This is a genomic window from Mesorhizobium sp. FG116 (genome assembly GCF_057809835.1).
The window spans coordinates 104,641-119,312 of record NZ_JBMDKS010000007.1; the positions used below are offsets into that span (position 1 = coordinate 104,641).

15 protein-coding genes are annotated in these 14,672 nt (G+C 59.8%); 4 read left to right on the forward strand and 11 right to left on the reverse strand.

The annotated features are described in order from the left end of the window. Positions 1–62 precede the first annotated feature (62 nt). Positions 63–2,624: a GcvT family protein gene (locus ACODTY_RS08280; protein ID WP_488993810.1), complete on the forward strand. Its 2,562-nt coding sequence runs from the start codon at positions 63–65 to the stop codon at positions 2,622–2,624. A 115-nt stretch (positions 2,625–2,739) separates the two neighbouring features. Beyond that, positions 2,740–3,594, forward strand: coding sequence for a DUF1194 domain-containing protein (locus ACODTY_RS08285; RefSeq protein ID WP_488993811.1), 855 nt, complete (start codon positions 2,740–2,742; stop codon positions 3,592–3,594). Positions 3,595–3,674: 80 nt separating this feature from the next. Here ACODTY_RS08285 and ACODTY_RS08290 read toward each other — a convergent pair whose 3' ends face one another. The 3 genes from ACODTY_RS08290 to ACODTY_RS08300 all read right to left on the reverse strand — a co-directional run bounded on the left by ACODTY_RS08290 (position 3,675) and on the right by ACODTY_RS08300 (position 5,607). After that, positions 3,675–4,613, reverse strand: a complete 939-nt coding sequence (locus ACODTY_RS08290; protein WP_488993860.1) for a GlxA family transcriptional regulator — start codon at positions 4,611–4,613, stop codon at positions 3,675–3,677. A gap of 337 nt (positions 4,614–4,950) precedes the next feature. Next, positions 4,951–5,085, reverse strand: coding sequence for a hypothetical protein (locus ACODTY_RS08295; RefSeq protein ID WP_112099240.1), 135 nt, complete (start codon positions 5,083–5,085; stop codon positions 4,951–4,953). A gap of 321 nt (positions 5,086–5,406) precedes the next feature. Continuing rightward, entirely contained in the window at positions 5,407–5,607 is a 201-nt protein-coding gene (locus ACODTY_RS08300) for a hypothetical protein (RefSeq protein ID WP_488993812.1), read from the reverse strand. A gap of 213 nt (positions 5,608–5,820) precedes the next feature. Between ACODTY_RS08300 and ACODTY_RS08305 the strand changes: the two genes are divergently transcribed. Then, the gene (locus ACODTY_RS08305; protein ID WP_488993813.1) at positions 5,821–6,720 is read left to right on the forward strand and encodes a LysR substrate-binding domain-containing protein; all 900 of its coding nucleotides are present in this window, start codon (positions 5,821–5,823) and stop codon (positions 6,718–6,720) included. A gap of 15 nt (positions 6,721–6,735) precedes the next feature. Here the strand turns inward: ACODTY_RS08305 and ACODTY_RS08310 are convergent, their stop codons facing one another. From ACODTY_RS08310 to ACODTY_RS08340, 7 genes are all read right to left on the reverse strand, one after another. Continuing rightward, positions 6,736–8,808, reverse strand: a complete 2,073-nt coding sequence (locus ACODTY_RS08310; RefSeq protein WP_488993814.1) for an ASKHA domain-containing protein — start codon at positions 8,806–8,808, stop codon at positions 6,736–6,738. Positions 8,809–9,000: 192 nt separating this feature from the next. Beyond that, positions 9,001–9,969: a methyltetrahydrofolate cobalamin methyltransferase gene (locus ACODTY_RS08315; protein ID WP_488993815.1), complete on the reverse strand. Its 969-nt coding sequence runs from the start codon at positions 9,967–9,969 to the stop codon at positions 9,001–9,003. A gap of 74 nt (positions 9,970–10,043) precedes the next feature. Beyond that, the gene (locus ACODTY_RS08320; protein ID WP_488993816.1) at positions 10,044–11,144 is read right to left on the reverse strand and encodes a methylenetetrahydrofolate reductase; all 1,101 of its coding nucleotides are present in this window, start codon (positions 11,142–11,144) and stop codon (positions 10,044–10,046) included. Next, the gene (locus tag ACODTY_RS08325; protein WP_488993817.1) at positions 11,141–11,800 is read right to left on the reverse strand and encodes a methylenetetrahydrofolate reductase C-terminal domain-containing protein; all 660 of its coding nucleotides are present in this window, start codon (positions 11,798–11,800) and stop codon (positions 11,141–11,143) included. Before ACODTY_RS08325 ends, ACODTY_RS08320 begins: the two co-directional genes overlap by 4 nt. Then, positions 11,793–12,095, reverse strand: coding sequence for a virulence factor (locus ACODTY_RS08330; RefSeq protein ID WP_488993818.1), 303 nt, complete (start codon positions 12,093–12,095; stop codon positions 11,793–11,795). The genes ACODTY_RS08325 and ACODTY_RS08330 overlap by 8 nt, the downstream gene beginning before the upstream one ends. 194 nt (positions 12,096–12,289) lie before the next feature. Further along, a complete protein-coding gene (locus tag ACODTY_RS08335) occupies positions 12,290–12,865 on the reverse strand; it encodes a DUF4893 domain-containing protein (RefSeq protein WP_488993819.1) in 576 nt (191 codons plus the stop codon). A 23-nt stretch (positions 12,866–12,888) separates the two neighbouring features. Next, positions 12,889–13,521 (reverse strand): DUF1638 domain-containing protein, encoded by a 633-nt coding sequence (locus ACODTY_RS08340; protein WP_488993861.1) that lies wholly within the window; start codon positions 13,519–13,521, stop codon positions 12,889–12,891. Positions 13,522–13,585: 64 nt separating this feature from the next. On the opposite strand from ACODTY_RS08340, the gene ACODTY_RS08345 reads away from it, so the two are divergent. Then, positions 13,586–13,723 carry a hypothetical protein gene (locus ACODTY_RS08345; protein WP_488993820.1) on the forward strand — a complete coding sequence of 46 codons (138 nt, stop codon included), beginning with the start codon at positions 13,586–13,588 and terminating at the stop codon, positions 13,721–13,723. Between the two features lie 65 nt (positions 13,724–13,788). Here the strand turns inward: ACODTY_RS08345 and ACODTY_RS08350 are convergent, their stop codons facing one another. Then, positions 13,789–14,490, reverse strand: a complete 702-nt coding sequence (locus ACODTY_RS08350; RefSeq protein WP_488993821.1) for a corrinoid protein — start codon at positions 14,488–14,490, stop codon at positions 13,789–13,791. Positions 14,491–14,672 lie beyond the last annotated feature (182 nt).

A 14,672-nucleotide genomic window follows, 5' to 3' on the forward strand; every position in this document is an offset into this window, starting at 1 on the left:
GCTGTAATCGGACCTAACTGCTCTATAGTCTGCCCGAAATTCAGATTTCGGAGTCACAGGCAATGGCAGGGTTTCCTGAAAAGGCGAAGGTCGTCATCATCGGGCTGGGCGGTATCGTCGGGGCCTCGATCGCTCATCACCTGATTGAGCGCGGATGGGACGATATCGTCGGTATCGACAAGTCCGGCATCCCGACCGACATCGGTTCGACCGCGCACGCCTCCGACTTCTGCTACATGACCAGCCACGATTTCCTGTCATGCTGGACATCGCTCTATTCCATCGATTTCTACGAGAAGATGGGCCACTACGCGCGCATCGGCGGCCTTGAGGTCGCACGTGTCGGCGATGACGCCCGCATGGATGAAATCAAGCGCAAGGTGACGTCCGGCAAGGCGTTCGGCACGCGCGCCCGCCTGATCGAGCCTGCCGAGATCAAGGAAAAGTTCCCTCTGATCGAGGAAAGCATGGTGCAGGGCGGCATGTGGGACCCGGATGCGGGGCTTGTCATTCCGCGCTCGCAGACCGTGGCGGGCAAGCTTGTCGATCAGGCGGTTGCGGCGGGCAAATTGCAAGCCTTCGCCAACACGCCCGCCAAGTCGCTCGTCATCGAGAACGGCCGCATCAAGGGTGTGGTTACCGACCGCGGCACGGTCATGGCCGACTACGTGGTGGTGTGCGCCGGTATTTGGGGTCGCCTGATCGCCGAGATGGCAGGTGAAGATCTGCCGGTCATGCCGGTCGACCATCCGCTGACTTTCTTCGGCCCCTACAATGAGTTCGCCGGCACCAGCAAGGAAATCGGCTGGCCACTGATGCGCGACCAGGGCAATTCGGCCTATATGCGCGACACAGGCGATCCGAAGACTGCTGAAGGCGGCCAGATCGAATGGGGGTACTACGAGGAGACCAATCCGCGCCTGTGCCATCCGCGCGACCTTCTGGAAAAGGACCAGGCGCGTTTGTCTCCGTCGCAGCGCGATCTGGATATGGAGCAGATCATTGCGCCGCTTGAGCGCGCGATGGAACTGACGCCAATCCTGGGTGAGCTGGGCTATAATGAAAGCCATTCCTTCAACGGCTTGCTGCAGGTGACCGCAGACGGCGGCCCGTCGATCGGTGAAAGCCAGAAGGTGCGCGGCCTGTGGTACGCGGTGGCGATCTGGGTCAAGGACGGCCCAGGCTTCGGCAAGCTGGTCGCCGACTGGATGACGGACGGCCGCACGGAGATCGATCACGCGAAGATCGACTATGCGCGTTTCTCACCGCATCAGTTGAACGAGAGCTTCATCGAAGGCCGTTGCGGCGAGGCCGCCCAGAAGATCTACAATCCGGCGGTTCATCCGCGCGAACCCTACGCTACCGGCCGCAATGTGCGCCATTCGCCCTTCTACGAGCGCGAGAAGGAACTCGGCGGCTATTTCATGGAACTCGGCGGTTGGGAGCGGGCCCACGGCTACGCCGCCAACGAGCATCTCTTGGAAAAGTACGGCAATCGCGTGCCCTTACGCGAAAACGAATGGGACAACCGCCACTTCTGGCGCGTTTCGAATGCCGAGCATCTGGCGATGAGCGAGGATTGCGGCATCGTCAACCTGTCGCACTTTGCCATGTATGACGTTGAAGGCCCTGACCATGTCGAACTGATGGAGTGGGTTTGCGCGGCCAAGATTGGTGGCGATGCCAATATCGGCAAAGGCATCTACACCCATTTCCTCGATGACGAGGGCATGGTGCGGGCCGATTTGACCGTTATTCGCATGGCGGATCGCTGCCGCGTCATCGACGGTGCGGATGCCGGCCCGCGCGATTTCAATTATCTCAAGCGTACGGCGCAGGATCGCGGGCTGAACGTAACTGTCACCGACACAACCGAAAAATACGTGACCGTCGGCATCTGGGGGCCTAATGCGCGCACGACGTTGCAGAAGGTGGTCGAGAATCCGGACGGGCTTTCGATTGAGAATTTCCCCTTTGCTGCGATCAAGCAGATCCGCATCGGCGGCAAGGACGTGATGGCCTTCCGCATTTCCTACGTGGGCGAGCAGGGCTGGGAACTGCACATGCGCTATGAGGACGGCCTTGCTGTTTGGGACGCGCTGCGCTCGACCGGTGTGATGCCGTTCGGCGTGGAAACCTATGCCAATACGCGGCGCATGGAGAAAAGCCTGCGCCTGCAGAACGCCGACCTGCTCACCGAATACAATTTGTTCGAGGCAGATTTGTCGCGTCCGAAGGTCAAGGAAGCGGACTTCCGCGGTAAAGCCAAGCATGAGGAATACAAGGCGCGGGAACACCAGCCGGCGATGCTTTGCACGCTGGTGATGACTGCAAACGTGGACCGCCAAGGCGTTGCCCGCTATCCGGTCGGCAACATGCCGGTCATGGATCCGGCGACGGGCGAGACGCTGGTCGATGAGCTTGGCCGCCGTTCGTTCACGACTTCGGTCGCCTACGGTCCGACCCTCGGCAAGAACATCGCGCTTGCGTATCTGCCGTGGGCCTATTGCCAGGAAGGCCGCAAGCTGGCGGTGGAGTATTTCGGCGAGACCTATCCGGTGGAAGTCGCTGGAGTGGGCTACAAGCCGCTCTACGACCCGCAAAACCTCAAGCCGCGAAGCTGAGATCGGGCAAGGTATTGCGCCGATAGGCTGCATGTTCGCAAAAATGTGAAGGGATGAGCCCGGCCGCTGGACGGGCTTTTCTTTTACCTGCAACAATTCTCACGTACCTTACGGCATGTCTGCTTTCCGGCGTACTGCAGGACATTGCCTTTTGGCCGGCGTTGCGTGGGCGCTGGCAAGTCTGTGCGGCTCGCTGAGCGCTTCTGCCGAACCCGTCGATATCGAACTCGTTCTCGCCGTGGATGTCTCGCTGTCAATGTCTCCGATGGAACTGGAAATCCAGCGACATGGCTATGCCGCTGCCCTGGTTCACGACAGTGTGCTGCAGGCTATAGCCGATGGGGTTCACGGCAAGATCGCCGTAACTTACGTTGAATGGGCAGGCGTGACCTCGCAGCATGTGATCGTGCCTTGGACGATTATCGCCAGCAGGGCGGACGCCGAGACGGTTGCTGCCCAGCTTTCGGCCCATCCGCCGAACAGTGCGCGCCGCACGTCGATTTCGGCCGGCCTGGAATTCGGTGCGGACCTTTTTGCGGAGAGTGGCCATCAAGGAACCAAGCGGGTCATCGACGTATCCGGTGACGGGCCGAACAACCAGGGTGCCCCCGTGACCGTGGTTCGAGACAGACTCGTTGCGCAGGGAATAACCATCAACGGCTTGCCACTGATGACCAACAGCGGCCCTGCCTGGGGATACGAGGTAAGCAACCTGGACCAGTACTACACCGACTGCGTGATTGGCGGCCCGGGGGCTTTCATGATCCCCGTCAACGACTGGAGCCAGTTCCCGGAGGCCGTGCGGCGCAAGCTCGTGCTTGAACTTGCCGGGCCGCTATCGCCTCGTTGGGCCAGCGAAGAGGCGCTGTTCCCGCCAATTGTAAAGGCGCAAGCCGAGGTCGCCACCGATTGCCTTGCGGGGGAAAAGGCTTGGCGCAATCGCTACTGGATGTATGACGAAAGCCGCTAGCTGACGCAAACTTATTTTGCTTCTCTGATTTTATGCATGTCTTTGTCCCGAAACCGGTTTCCACTTTCGGGAGACATGCATCAGGCTGCCAGTAGCTGTTTGCGGTCGACACGCTCCTGCTGTGGGGAACGGGCGTAAAGTTCGCGATAGCATTTTGAGAAGTGAGAGGCGGAGACAAAGCCGCAGGCGACCGCCACCTCAACCACCGGTAGCGACGACTGGATCAGCAGGTGGCGAGCCCGGTCGAGGCGGATTTCGAGATAGTAGCGGGCAGGGGATCGTCCCATCTCCGAGCGAAACAGGCGCTCGATCTGGCGGCGAGACAGATCGACGTGATCGGCGATCTCGATCAGCGACAGCGGCTCCGCCAGATTGGCTTCCATCAGTTCTATGATGGTCAGGACCTTTGAGTTCTGTACGCCGAGGCGGGCGCGCAGCGGCAAGCGCTGGCGGTCAGTCGGGCTGCGCACGCGGTCGGTCAGGACCTGTTCGCAGACACGGTTGACGAGGTTTTCGTCGAAGTCGTCGCCGATCAACTTCAACATCATGTCGAGGGCTGCGGTGCCGCCGGCGCAAGTGTAGATGTTCTGGTCGATTTCGAAGAGGTCGGCAAAGACATTGGCCTTGGGAAACGCTTCCGAAAAGCCCGGCAGGTTCTCCCAATGGATGGCGCAACGCTTGTTGGACAACAGCCCGGCGGCGGCGAGGATATGGGCCCCCGTGCACAGACCGCCTACGGCGACGCCACGATTGTATTCCTCGCGAAGCCAGGCAAAGGCCGACTTGTTGTGGTATTTTTCGACCTCGAGGCCGCTACAGACGATAGCCATCGATGGCCGGTCCGCGCCGGACATCTTTTTGCGTTCTTCTTCCAGCGAGGTGTTGACCGCGCATTCGACGCCGTTGGAAGCGCGCACCGGCTTGCCGTCGATACTCGCCAAACGCCAGGTGTAAGCCTCGTAGCCGAGCATTCGGTTGGCTGAGCGCAACGGGTCGAGCGCCGTTGCAAAGGCGATCATGGTGAAGTCGGGAACGAGAAAAAAGACAAACGATCTTTTGATCGGTTGTTTAACAGCGTTCAAGGTACCCTCCCGATGCCATGACGCAGACAGAACGTCGCTATCAGCACAGCGTCATCAGGAAAACGCTTTCGTGTCAATTCGGTAGACTGTCGGTAACAGGATATTTTTTTATGGGGAGGTCGGTTTTCAACCAATGGCGGATGCGGACAGTTGCTTGCACCTGCGAGAGAGCCGTCGATGGAATGCGCGCAAAGCAAAACCGCGCCGGATGGCCGACGCGGCTACTTGGTCAAAGCTGGCGCGAACTGTGCGCGGCGACTTGAAGCTTCAATAATCAGGCGATGAAGCCGAGACGGGCGGCAGCCACAGCGCCGGTCTGGCCGGGCATGGTCTTCGCAAGGCGCTGACGCTCCAAAGCGGTCGTCAGGTTCATCTCGCGGCGGGCGAACAGGCGAGCGAAAAGCTTCATTGCAATCTCCATTCGGTTGCCAAGACGGGTCGCCTTCGCTTGATGGAGTGGGGCAGCTCGTTTGTTGCACTGCATATAAGCCTGTTTGTATGCAAATTAAATCGCAAAAACGAAGCGGTTAGCAGGAAAAGCGACATCGGTTTCGTGGTTGTAGTTGCCGCCTTTTGATAAAGTACAATTAATACAGTATGTTATGGTGATATTTAAGCGCTATGCGATTTGTTCATATGCGTCATGCAGCGCGGGTATGGCTCGTCTCAGAGACAAAAAAGGACCCGCCATGTTTGCTGCATGGCAGGTCCTGGTGCTCAGTACACATGTTTACTTCGCTCCGGCCCAGACGCCGACGCCGGTGCGGGTGGAAAAGCTCCGTGAGGACGGCTCGTTGCCGCTTACTTCCGGCCAGCCGATGTCCTTCTGAAGTTCGGCCGGCAGGGAACGAAGCGCACGCTCGGTCTGGTAGCGGGCGCGGGCTGATTTGAATTCGGTCGCGATGCGGCCGATGGAGGACAGGATGGACATTTCATTCTCCTTCCAAAATGGCCGGGAATCCCCGGTGGTGTGAGGGGGTGCGCGATACGCTGGGTGCGCGGTTCCATCGAAGTGTTGCGGCGGAAGAAGGTCTTGCTGTTTCATCGCTTTGCCTTCGATGGAGTTGACTATCTGCCCGAATTGATGTTCAATCAATCGAAATGGAATGATGCTTTGTATCAGAAAAATTGAAAGCTGATCCGAATGAACGCTCCACTGAACCATCCCCTGCCGCTGCTGGATCTCGATGTCCTGCGCACCTTTGTGGCCATCGCAGAGACTGGCAGTTTCACCACGGCGGCCACTGCCGTGTTCCGCACGCCCTCTGCCGTTTCCATGCAGATCAAGAAGCTCGAGGATATCCTTGGCCGGTCAGTCTTTGCGCGTGACGCGCGCTCCGTGACGCTTACCACCGATGGCGAGATGCTTTTGGGCTACGCCCGTCGGCTTCTTGCTATCAACCGTGAGGCGGTTTCCAAGTTCATCATTCCCGACATCGTCGGGATCGTAAGGTTAGGTTCCCCGGACGATTATGGCGAACGGGTGTTGCCGCACGTGCTGAAGCGTTTCGCGCAATCCCATCCGTCGATCGCCGTCGATGTCACGATAGACCAGAGCGTCAACCTGCGCCGGCGCATGGACGACCGTGCGCTGGACATCACGCTGCTCACCAACTCCTACAAGTCCAGCGCAAACGGGGCGGAAGTGCTTTTGACCGAAGCTATTGTGTGGGCTGGCGCCAAGGGCGGCTGCGCGCATCTACGGGAACCGCTTCCAGTATCGATCTGGGAGGAGGGGTGTGCCTGGAGGGCCGGGGCACTTGAAGCGCTCGGGCGCGAGGGGCGTGACTATCGCGTTGCCTATATGAGCTCGCACACAGCAGGCCAGCGTGCGGCAATCATGGCCGACCTGGCTGTTGCGCCGCTGCCTAAGTCGTTCCTCGGCAGCGACATGATCGAGCTTGGCCCCAAGGATGGCCTGCCCAATATCGGCAACTACAACCTTGCCATGGTCGTCTCACCGGATGCCAGTGCTCCGGTAAAGGCGGTTGCGGATCATATCCGGGCAACGTTTGAGGTGTTTCGCGAAACCGGCAAGTTCTAGTCTAGCGCCAGGGCATCATCCCCGCCCACGCCTCGCGGCGCGTTCCTCCCGCGAACGCCTGCGCGGAGTGGCGCTTTCGATCGATCCACCTTCCTCACTGGCTGTGTTGCGCGCAGGCAGCGTTACCTGTTCGGAAAGCCGTGGGAATGGATCGACCTTGTTCGGCAATGCCATGGCGTTGATGAAGAGCTGCTGGAAATCAGGCTCAAGCGCCGTCTCGATCTTTTCGATCCTCGAGACCTCGCGTTCGATTTCACGACGGTGATCGCGATTGAGCAGCGCCATCAGCGCGCCGGTGCCGGCGGCGTTGCCGACGGCCTTGACTTCCGAGAGATCGCAATCGGGGATCAGACCGAGCACCATGGCGTATTTCGGGTCAATGAAAGACCCGAAAGCGCCTGCAAAGCGGATTGTATCGACGCCAGTTATGTTCTGCTTTTCCATCAGGAGCTTGATGCCGGCGTAGAGCGCGGCCTTGGCGAGCTGGATGGCGCGGATATCGTTCTGCGTCACGGTGATACGTGGTTCGCCGTCACGAAGCAGGTAAGAGAAGGTACGACCGTTTTCGATAATGCGGGGCGTGCGTGCCGAGAGTGCTCCGTCGACGACGCCGTCCTCGGAAATGAGCCCGCTCAAATACATTTCGGCAACGACCTCGATGATTGCCGACCCGCAGATGCCGGTAACGCCGGTTGCCTTTGCGGCCTCCTCGAAGCCCTCTTCGTCGGACCACTTGTCGACACCGATCACGCGATACTTGGGCTCGAATGTTTCGGGGTCGATGCGCACGCGCTCAATGGCGCCCGGAGCGGCGCGTTGGCCGGAGGAGATTTCTGCACCTTCGAAGGCGGGCCCGGTGGGGGAGGATGCGGCCACGACATGATTGCGATTGCCAAGCACGATCTCGGCATTGGTGCCGACGTCGACGAGCAGCATCATCTTGTCCTGCCGATGAGGGCCTTCCGACAAGGTTGCACCCGCGGCATCCGCGCCGACGTGACCGGCGATGCAGGGCAGCAGGTAGAAACGGGCGCCGCGATTGACCTCAATGCCGATGTCGTGCGTCCAGCCCTGCACAGCGCCGGAAACTGCGAGCGCGAACGGCGCCTGGCCGAGTTCAGTCGGGTCAATGCCGAGGAACAGGTGGTGCATGATCGGATTGCAGACGAAAACGCTGTCGAAAATATCCTTGCGGTCGACGCCGCCCTGTTCGCAGACCTTTCCGATCAGGCCATTGACCGCTTCACGCACAGCCTTGGTCATGGCTTCGCGGCCGTCCGGATTCATCATGACGTAGGAGACGCGGCTCATCACGTCTTCGCCGAAACGGATCTGCGGGTTCGGCGCGCCCGCCGATGCAACGATGCGGCCTGACAAAAGCGACACCAGATGCATGGCAATGGTGGTTGAGCCGATATCGCAGGCGACGCCGTAGGCTTCGTTTTTCAAGCCGGGATATAGCGCGATCAATGTGGCGCGCGAGAATTCCATGTCCTTGTGGATCGTGGCGGTGACCGCCCAGTTTTCCTTACGCAGGATCTTCTGGACTTCCGGGATCAGGTGCTGGGCGACGCGCAGATCCTTCCAGCCCCAGTCCTTGGCAAGCACAGCCTTCAGACGGTCGAGGTCGCCAAGGGGCTTGTGCATGTCTGGTTCATCCACCTCGACATAGCACATCTGGACGGCGGCATTGCGCTCAATCGCCCGGTCGGTCGCGGCCTTGCGGATGGTCTGTGCATTGATGACCGTATCCTGCGGCACGTCGACAACGAGGTCGCCCTGGATGGTGGCGGAGCAGGAGAGGCGGCGGCCCTCGGGCAGGCCACGCACGCGCTCGTAGCGCTCTTCCTTGGGCCCCTTGGGCGAAATGTGGTCGTTGGAAGACACGATCTTGTGCTTGGCGAAATTGCCTTCCTGCACTTCGATCTGGCAGCGGCCGCAGGTGGCGCGTCCGCCGCACACACTCTCGACATAGACGCCAAGCTGGCGGGCTGCATCCAGCACGGGTGTGCCTACGGGGAAGCGTCCGCGCTTGCCCGATGGCATGAACAGGACGAGCGGATCGGTGATGTTGGCGGGAGAGTTCATCTGAAAATCCCCTTCAGCCCGCCAGCCATTTTCCCCTCAAGGAATAGGACGGGCGGTTGCGAGGTCGACGCATGTCCTGCGGCGTTGGAAACCGGCGAAAAAAACAGTGGTGTCGGGCGTCGTTCCTCGGAAGGAAGATGGCCGGCAGACCGGAAATGCTTATGCAGGAATGCAGTCATTTCAGATGTTGGTTCACCCCCGCGCCATACGAGCTTCGCGTCCGCCGCGGCGGCGTCCGCCATTGGCACCAGCCTCGCCGGGTGCCGAAACGGCGACCGGCGCCGGCGCCGCGTGTTCGCCCGGCTTATAGTCCTTGTAGGTCTTGATCCAGTTCGTGCAATCCTTGTCGGTGCCGGCAAGCACGTTGGCTGCGCGGACGGCCTCCATTTCCTGGGGGCGAACAGGATTCATGATCGCGGACGTCATGCCGGCGCCGATCACCATCGGAATGAAGCCGGCGTTGATGCCGTGGCGGTGCGGAAGACCGAACGAGATGTTGGAAAGGCCGCAGGTTGTGTTGACCTTGAGTTCTTCGCGCAGGCGGCGCAGCAGTGCAAAAACCTGGCGACCCGCATCGCCCAGCGCGCCGATCGGCATGACGAGGGGATCAACAACCACATCGTGAGCAGGGATGCCGAAGTCCGCGCAGCGTTCGACGATCTTCTTGGCAACGGCGAAACGGACATCGGGGTCCATCGAAATGCCGGTCTCGTCATTGGAAATGGCAACGACAGGCACGTTGTATTTCTTGACCAGCGGCAGGATGGCCTCGAGCTTTTCTTCTTCGCCGGTGACGGAGTTCACCAACGGGCGGCCCTTGGCAACCTTGAGGGCTGCTTCGATCGCGCCGGAAACGGAGGAGTCGATCGACAGCGGCAGGTCGACAAGGTTCTGCACGATCTCGAGCGTCTGCACCAAGAGACCGGGCTCGGTCTCGTTTGGATTGACGGAAGTCACGCCGGCATTGACGTCGAGCATGGTGGCGCCACAGGCTGCCTGCTCGAGCGCGTCCTTGATGACAGTTTCGAAGTTGCCTGCCTGCATCTCTGCCGCCAGCTTTTTGCGTCCGGTCGGGTTGATGCGCTCGCCAATCACGCAGAAGGGCTGATCGAAACCGATAACGATTTCGCGGGTCGCAGAAGCGACGATCGTGCGGGTCATACAATCTCTCCGTTGTGATATAAAGATTTCTTTATATCGTTATCTGTTTCCGATCAAGCGCCAGGTCAGCGTTTTCAATGCGCGCTCTTGACCATGTCCACCTGGGTTTCGGTCATTTCCTTGTGCAGTATCTGATCGAGGCGCTCGGCAACGATCTGGTCGTCGCTGCGCGCTTCGCGTTTCCAAGGCTTGCGCCCTTTCAGAACCCCCGATTCATCGACGATTTCGGCGACATATTCCTCCTGGCGGTAGGCCATCACATGGATGCCGGAGACGCCGGGGATTTCCTTCACCTCGTTGATGATGTCGATGCAGAGTTGCTTGCCCTCTTTCTTCTGGTCCTGTGCGCCTTCGAGTCGCTTGACGACGGCGTCGGGGATATGGATGCCGGGCACGTTGGACCTGATCCATTTTGCAGTCTTCGCGGACGCCAACGGGCCGACGCCGCAGAGGATGAAGACCTTGTCGGTGAAGCCGAGATCGCGCACGCGCTGCATGTAGGTGCGGAACATTTCAACATCGAAGCAGTACTGGCTCTGAACGAACTGCGCGCCTGCCGCGATCTTCTTGCCCAAGCGGTGCGGCCGGAAGTCATAGGGTGGGGCGAATGGGTTTATCGCTGCGCCGAGAAAGACTTGCGGCGGTGTCGTCAGTTTGCGGCCGGAAAGGAACTTTCCATTGTCGCGCATGACGCGAACGGTTTCGAGCAGAGACATACAGTCGAGATCGAATACGGGCTTGGCACCGGGCTGGTCGCCGGCCTGCACGCCGTCGCCGGTGAGGCACAGCATGTTGGCGACGCCCATGGCCGCGCCGCCCAGAACGTCGCCCTGAATGGCGATGCGATTCTTGTCTCGGCAAGCGATCTGCATGATCGGCGCATAGCCCATGCGCGTCAGCAGGGCGCAGATGCCGACCGACGACATATGGCAATTTGCGCCGGACGCATCGACGGCGTTGATAGCGTCGACCCAGCCATCAAAGATCCTCGCGCGGTTGTAGACATCTTCGGGATCGGCGCTGTCGGGCGGATTGAGCTCGGTGGTCACCGCAAATTCGCCACGCCGCAAGACGCGCTCAAGCCGCCCACGCGAGGTGTGGCCGGGCAGGGGTTCCAGCGGCAGGTGCGGGCCAGCCGGATTCTCGTCGCGCTGATGCGTGGGTGCCGCGCTCATGCCGACGCTCCATTGGCTGCGTTACGGGCCGCTTCCTTTGCTGCTGCGGCTTGCGCAGTGACGCGCAGCCAGGCGGAGGTTTCGCGCAACGACTGGTCGACCGGCTTTTGCACATTCAGGATGGCATCGCCGTGCACCATGTTGCGCGAGCCTTCCCATGCCTTGACCCAGACGCAGGGCATATCCGGCTCGACTTCGCAGTGGCCGTTTGCCCGCACGCCGCCGCATGGTCCGTTGCGCAACTGCTTGGGGCAGTTCATCGGACAGGACATGCCGGTGGAGGAAAGCACGCACTGGCCACACATACGGCAGTCGAACATGAAGCCTTTGACGCGCTTTTCGATGAATTTGATCGGCGCTTCAACGCGCCCGTAGCCGATGGTTTTCCATAGGGGATGGAGCAGCAGGAAGGCGTCGGCGAACCTCGCGTAGAACCACTCGAGCAGACGCGAATGCCGGATTGACCAAAGCCTAACCGCGAACGAGCGCTGTACGCGCCGTTGGGGCGACACGTCGGACGGCTTGTAGTCCGTCTTTGGCGCCGCCTTCTTGACGGCGGTCGCCTGGGTCACTCCGGGCGGCGCACTCGGTGGCGTGGCCTGCGGATCACCCGCAGGCACGGAAGCGGTTGTCGGTATCGGCTGGGTATCAGGCATTTTCCTTGCCGCCAGAATTGACGAGAGCAACAAGCCTCGCCTTGTCGTATTCAGTTTCGAGTTTTGCAGCAGCCTGATCTGCTTCCGCGTCGAGATCGTCGCCTACCGGGATTGGGGGCGCCTTGCGCCAGTCTTCCAGATAGTCGCTGCTGTCCTTTGCGCCGCTGCGCATGGCGCACATGTCGATCGCTTCGATGAAGCGCAACGGCAATTCACGCTTGGCGCTTTGCCGACCCTTTTTCACGATGACCTGGGCTGGGATGTCGCGCCAGAAAACAACGATAAGATCGGCCATGAATTCCAACTCCTTGCGTTTATGAGCATTGCCGTAAGCTATATCGTCCCGCTTCTCATGGGACGACGCGCGTGCATTCAAAAGCGACGCCTGAATGCGACGCAATTTGAGATGATGTCGCATACCGAGACGCTACCGGGCAGGTTTGGCCGGATTGGTCCACAGATAGAATGAATCAGGAGGTCGATTTCGGATCAGCGCCGAAGCTCGATGATGTTGAGAACGGATTCGTGAACGGGTTTGGGAAACTCTATGCGCCAACCATCGGGACCGGTGCGGAAGGCATAGCCCACCTGATCCATCTCGGGATCCGTGCCGTAAGGTTTCACCGGATCGTCATTGTAGTGCAATGAGCCGAGATAGATGGCGCGCCTTTCGCCGTCGTCGTAGAGACGGCCAGTGGTCCGTTGCGATCCGGTTGTCTTCTTCAGCATCCAGCCGGAGCCATCGTCTGATACCTCGCATTTGAACCAGTCGTATATGACGAGTGCGCCGAGGCCGCCGGCCTTTATCGTCCGGCATTGCCACTTGCCGGTAAGATCCTGATTGGAAAAGGAAACGATGTTGCGACCAAGAACTTCGTCAAGCTCCTTGACCTCTGCCGGATCGCCGCCTTTAGCTTCCTCCAGCGCGGCCTTGCGCGTTTCGCCATAGGCTTCGAGCCGGGCTTTGTCGGCTTCAGTCATCAGCTTCTGGACTTCGCCGGCAGCAAATGCGGCCGTGGCCACAAGCGTTGCGACTGCTGCAAGTACGATCGTGACAACCTTCATGGCGTTCTCCCGGTGGGACGCCATTACACGACGGGCGTGGCGGCCCTTGCAAGCCCTGCCGTCAGGTCGCCATAGCCAGTCGGACGACGCTCATAGACAAGACCAAGCAGTTTGGCGGCACTTTCGGCGACCTTGTCCAGTTCAGGGTCGTCGGTCTGGGCGAGGTAGATCAGCTTCTCATAGTTGCCGAAATAGTCGGCAATCAATTCCGGATGCTTGTCGAGACCGAGCGGCTTCATGAAGAAGGCATCGAACTGCCGGCACAGGAAATCGGTCATGTAGAACGACATCATGTCGTCATCGGCAATTTTCGCGTAAGCAACCATGCCTTGATAGAAGGCGAAGCAGTGCGGGCCGGCCATGCGCTCGACGCCATGCTTTTCGCAGACGCGATCAAGCATGCCACCGGTGCCGCAATCGGCATAGCCGACGAAGATATTCTCGTAGCCTTTCGCCTTGGCTTCCTCGATCGCCTTGTCCATGGCAGGTGCAATGCGGTCCGGATAAAAATGGAAGTCCGCGGGCAGGCAGGTCAATTCGAGGTGGCTGAGCTTCAGCTGCTCTTTGACGGCCAGGATTTCGCGCGCAAGCATGCCGCAGGCGATAACAAGAACCTTGTCGCCTTGGTTGGGTTGCTCTTTTCCTGCGGTGTCCATGGAACCAGTCGGGGCGGTTTCCGTTGCTTTCATGCGAGCCTACCGAAAGCGGGAGACACCGTCCATGAAGCTGTCACTTCTTGCGCCTGTAGCTGTTATCTGCTGTGCCTTGGCGCTAGCTGCGTGTGCCAACACCGTTCGCGGTGTGGGCAAGGATGTCAAAGCGACGGCCAACGCCGTCGAAGATACAGTCAACAATTAGCACTTCTGTTTCCCGTCCCGGATGTGGGGGCGGAAGGGCCGCGCCGCAAGGCGCGGCCTTTTTCGTCAGGCGGAAGCGCGCAGGTTGTGCTTGCGCTTCATGAAATCCTTGGCGGTTTCAACCGCCACAGCAGCGTCGCGGCAGTAAGCGTCGGCACCGACGGCCTTGCCGAACTCTTCATTCAGCGGCGCGCCGCCGACCATGACGACGTAGTCGTCGCGAATGCCCTTTTCCTTCAAAGTGTCGATGACGACCTTCATGTAGGGCATGGTGGTTGTCAGCAGCGCCGACATGCCGAGAATGTCCGGCTGGTGTTCCTCGATGGCGGCAAGATATTTTTCGACCGAGTTGTTGATGCCGAGGTCGATGATGTCGAAGCCAGCGCCTTCCATCATCATGCCGACAAGGTTCTTGCCGATGTCGTGGATGTCGCCCTTGACCGTTCCGATCACCATCTTGCCCTGCTTCGGCGCGCCGGTGGCGGCGAGCAGAGGACGCAGGATGTGCATGCCCGCCTTCATCGCGTTGGCCGAGAGCAGCACTTCAGGAACGAACAGGATGCCGTCGCGGAAATCCTCGCCGACGATACGCATTCCTTCAACCAGAGCCTCGGTCAGCACCTTGTAAGGCGCCCAGCCACGCTCCAGAAGGATATTGGTACCTTCCTCGATTTCTTCCTTCAGGCCGTCATAAAGATCGTCGTGCATTTGCTGCACGAGTTCGTCGTCGGAAAGTTCGGAAAGGATGATCTCGTCATCGTCGGCCATGTCTTCAGCTCCATGCTGCCGCGCGACGATGTCGCAGGGCAATGATCGGTCTGCCAATACGTATCGCTAGCACGAATTGTTCCATAGCTGATTTGCGACTTCCTGCAATGGGAAAGCGACTGGAAATCTCTTTGAATTCTTGTCGATTTTGCGACAGGCGTTGGCGCGGACGGGCCGTTTCG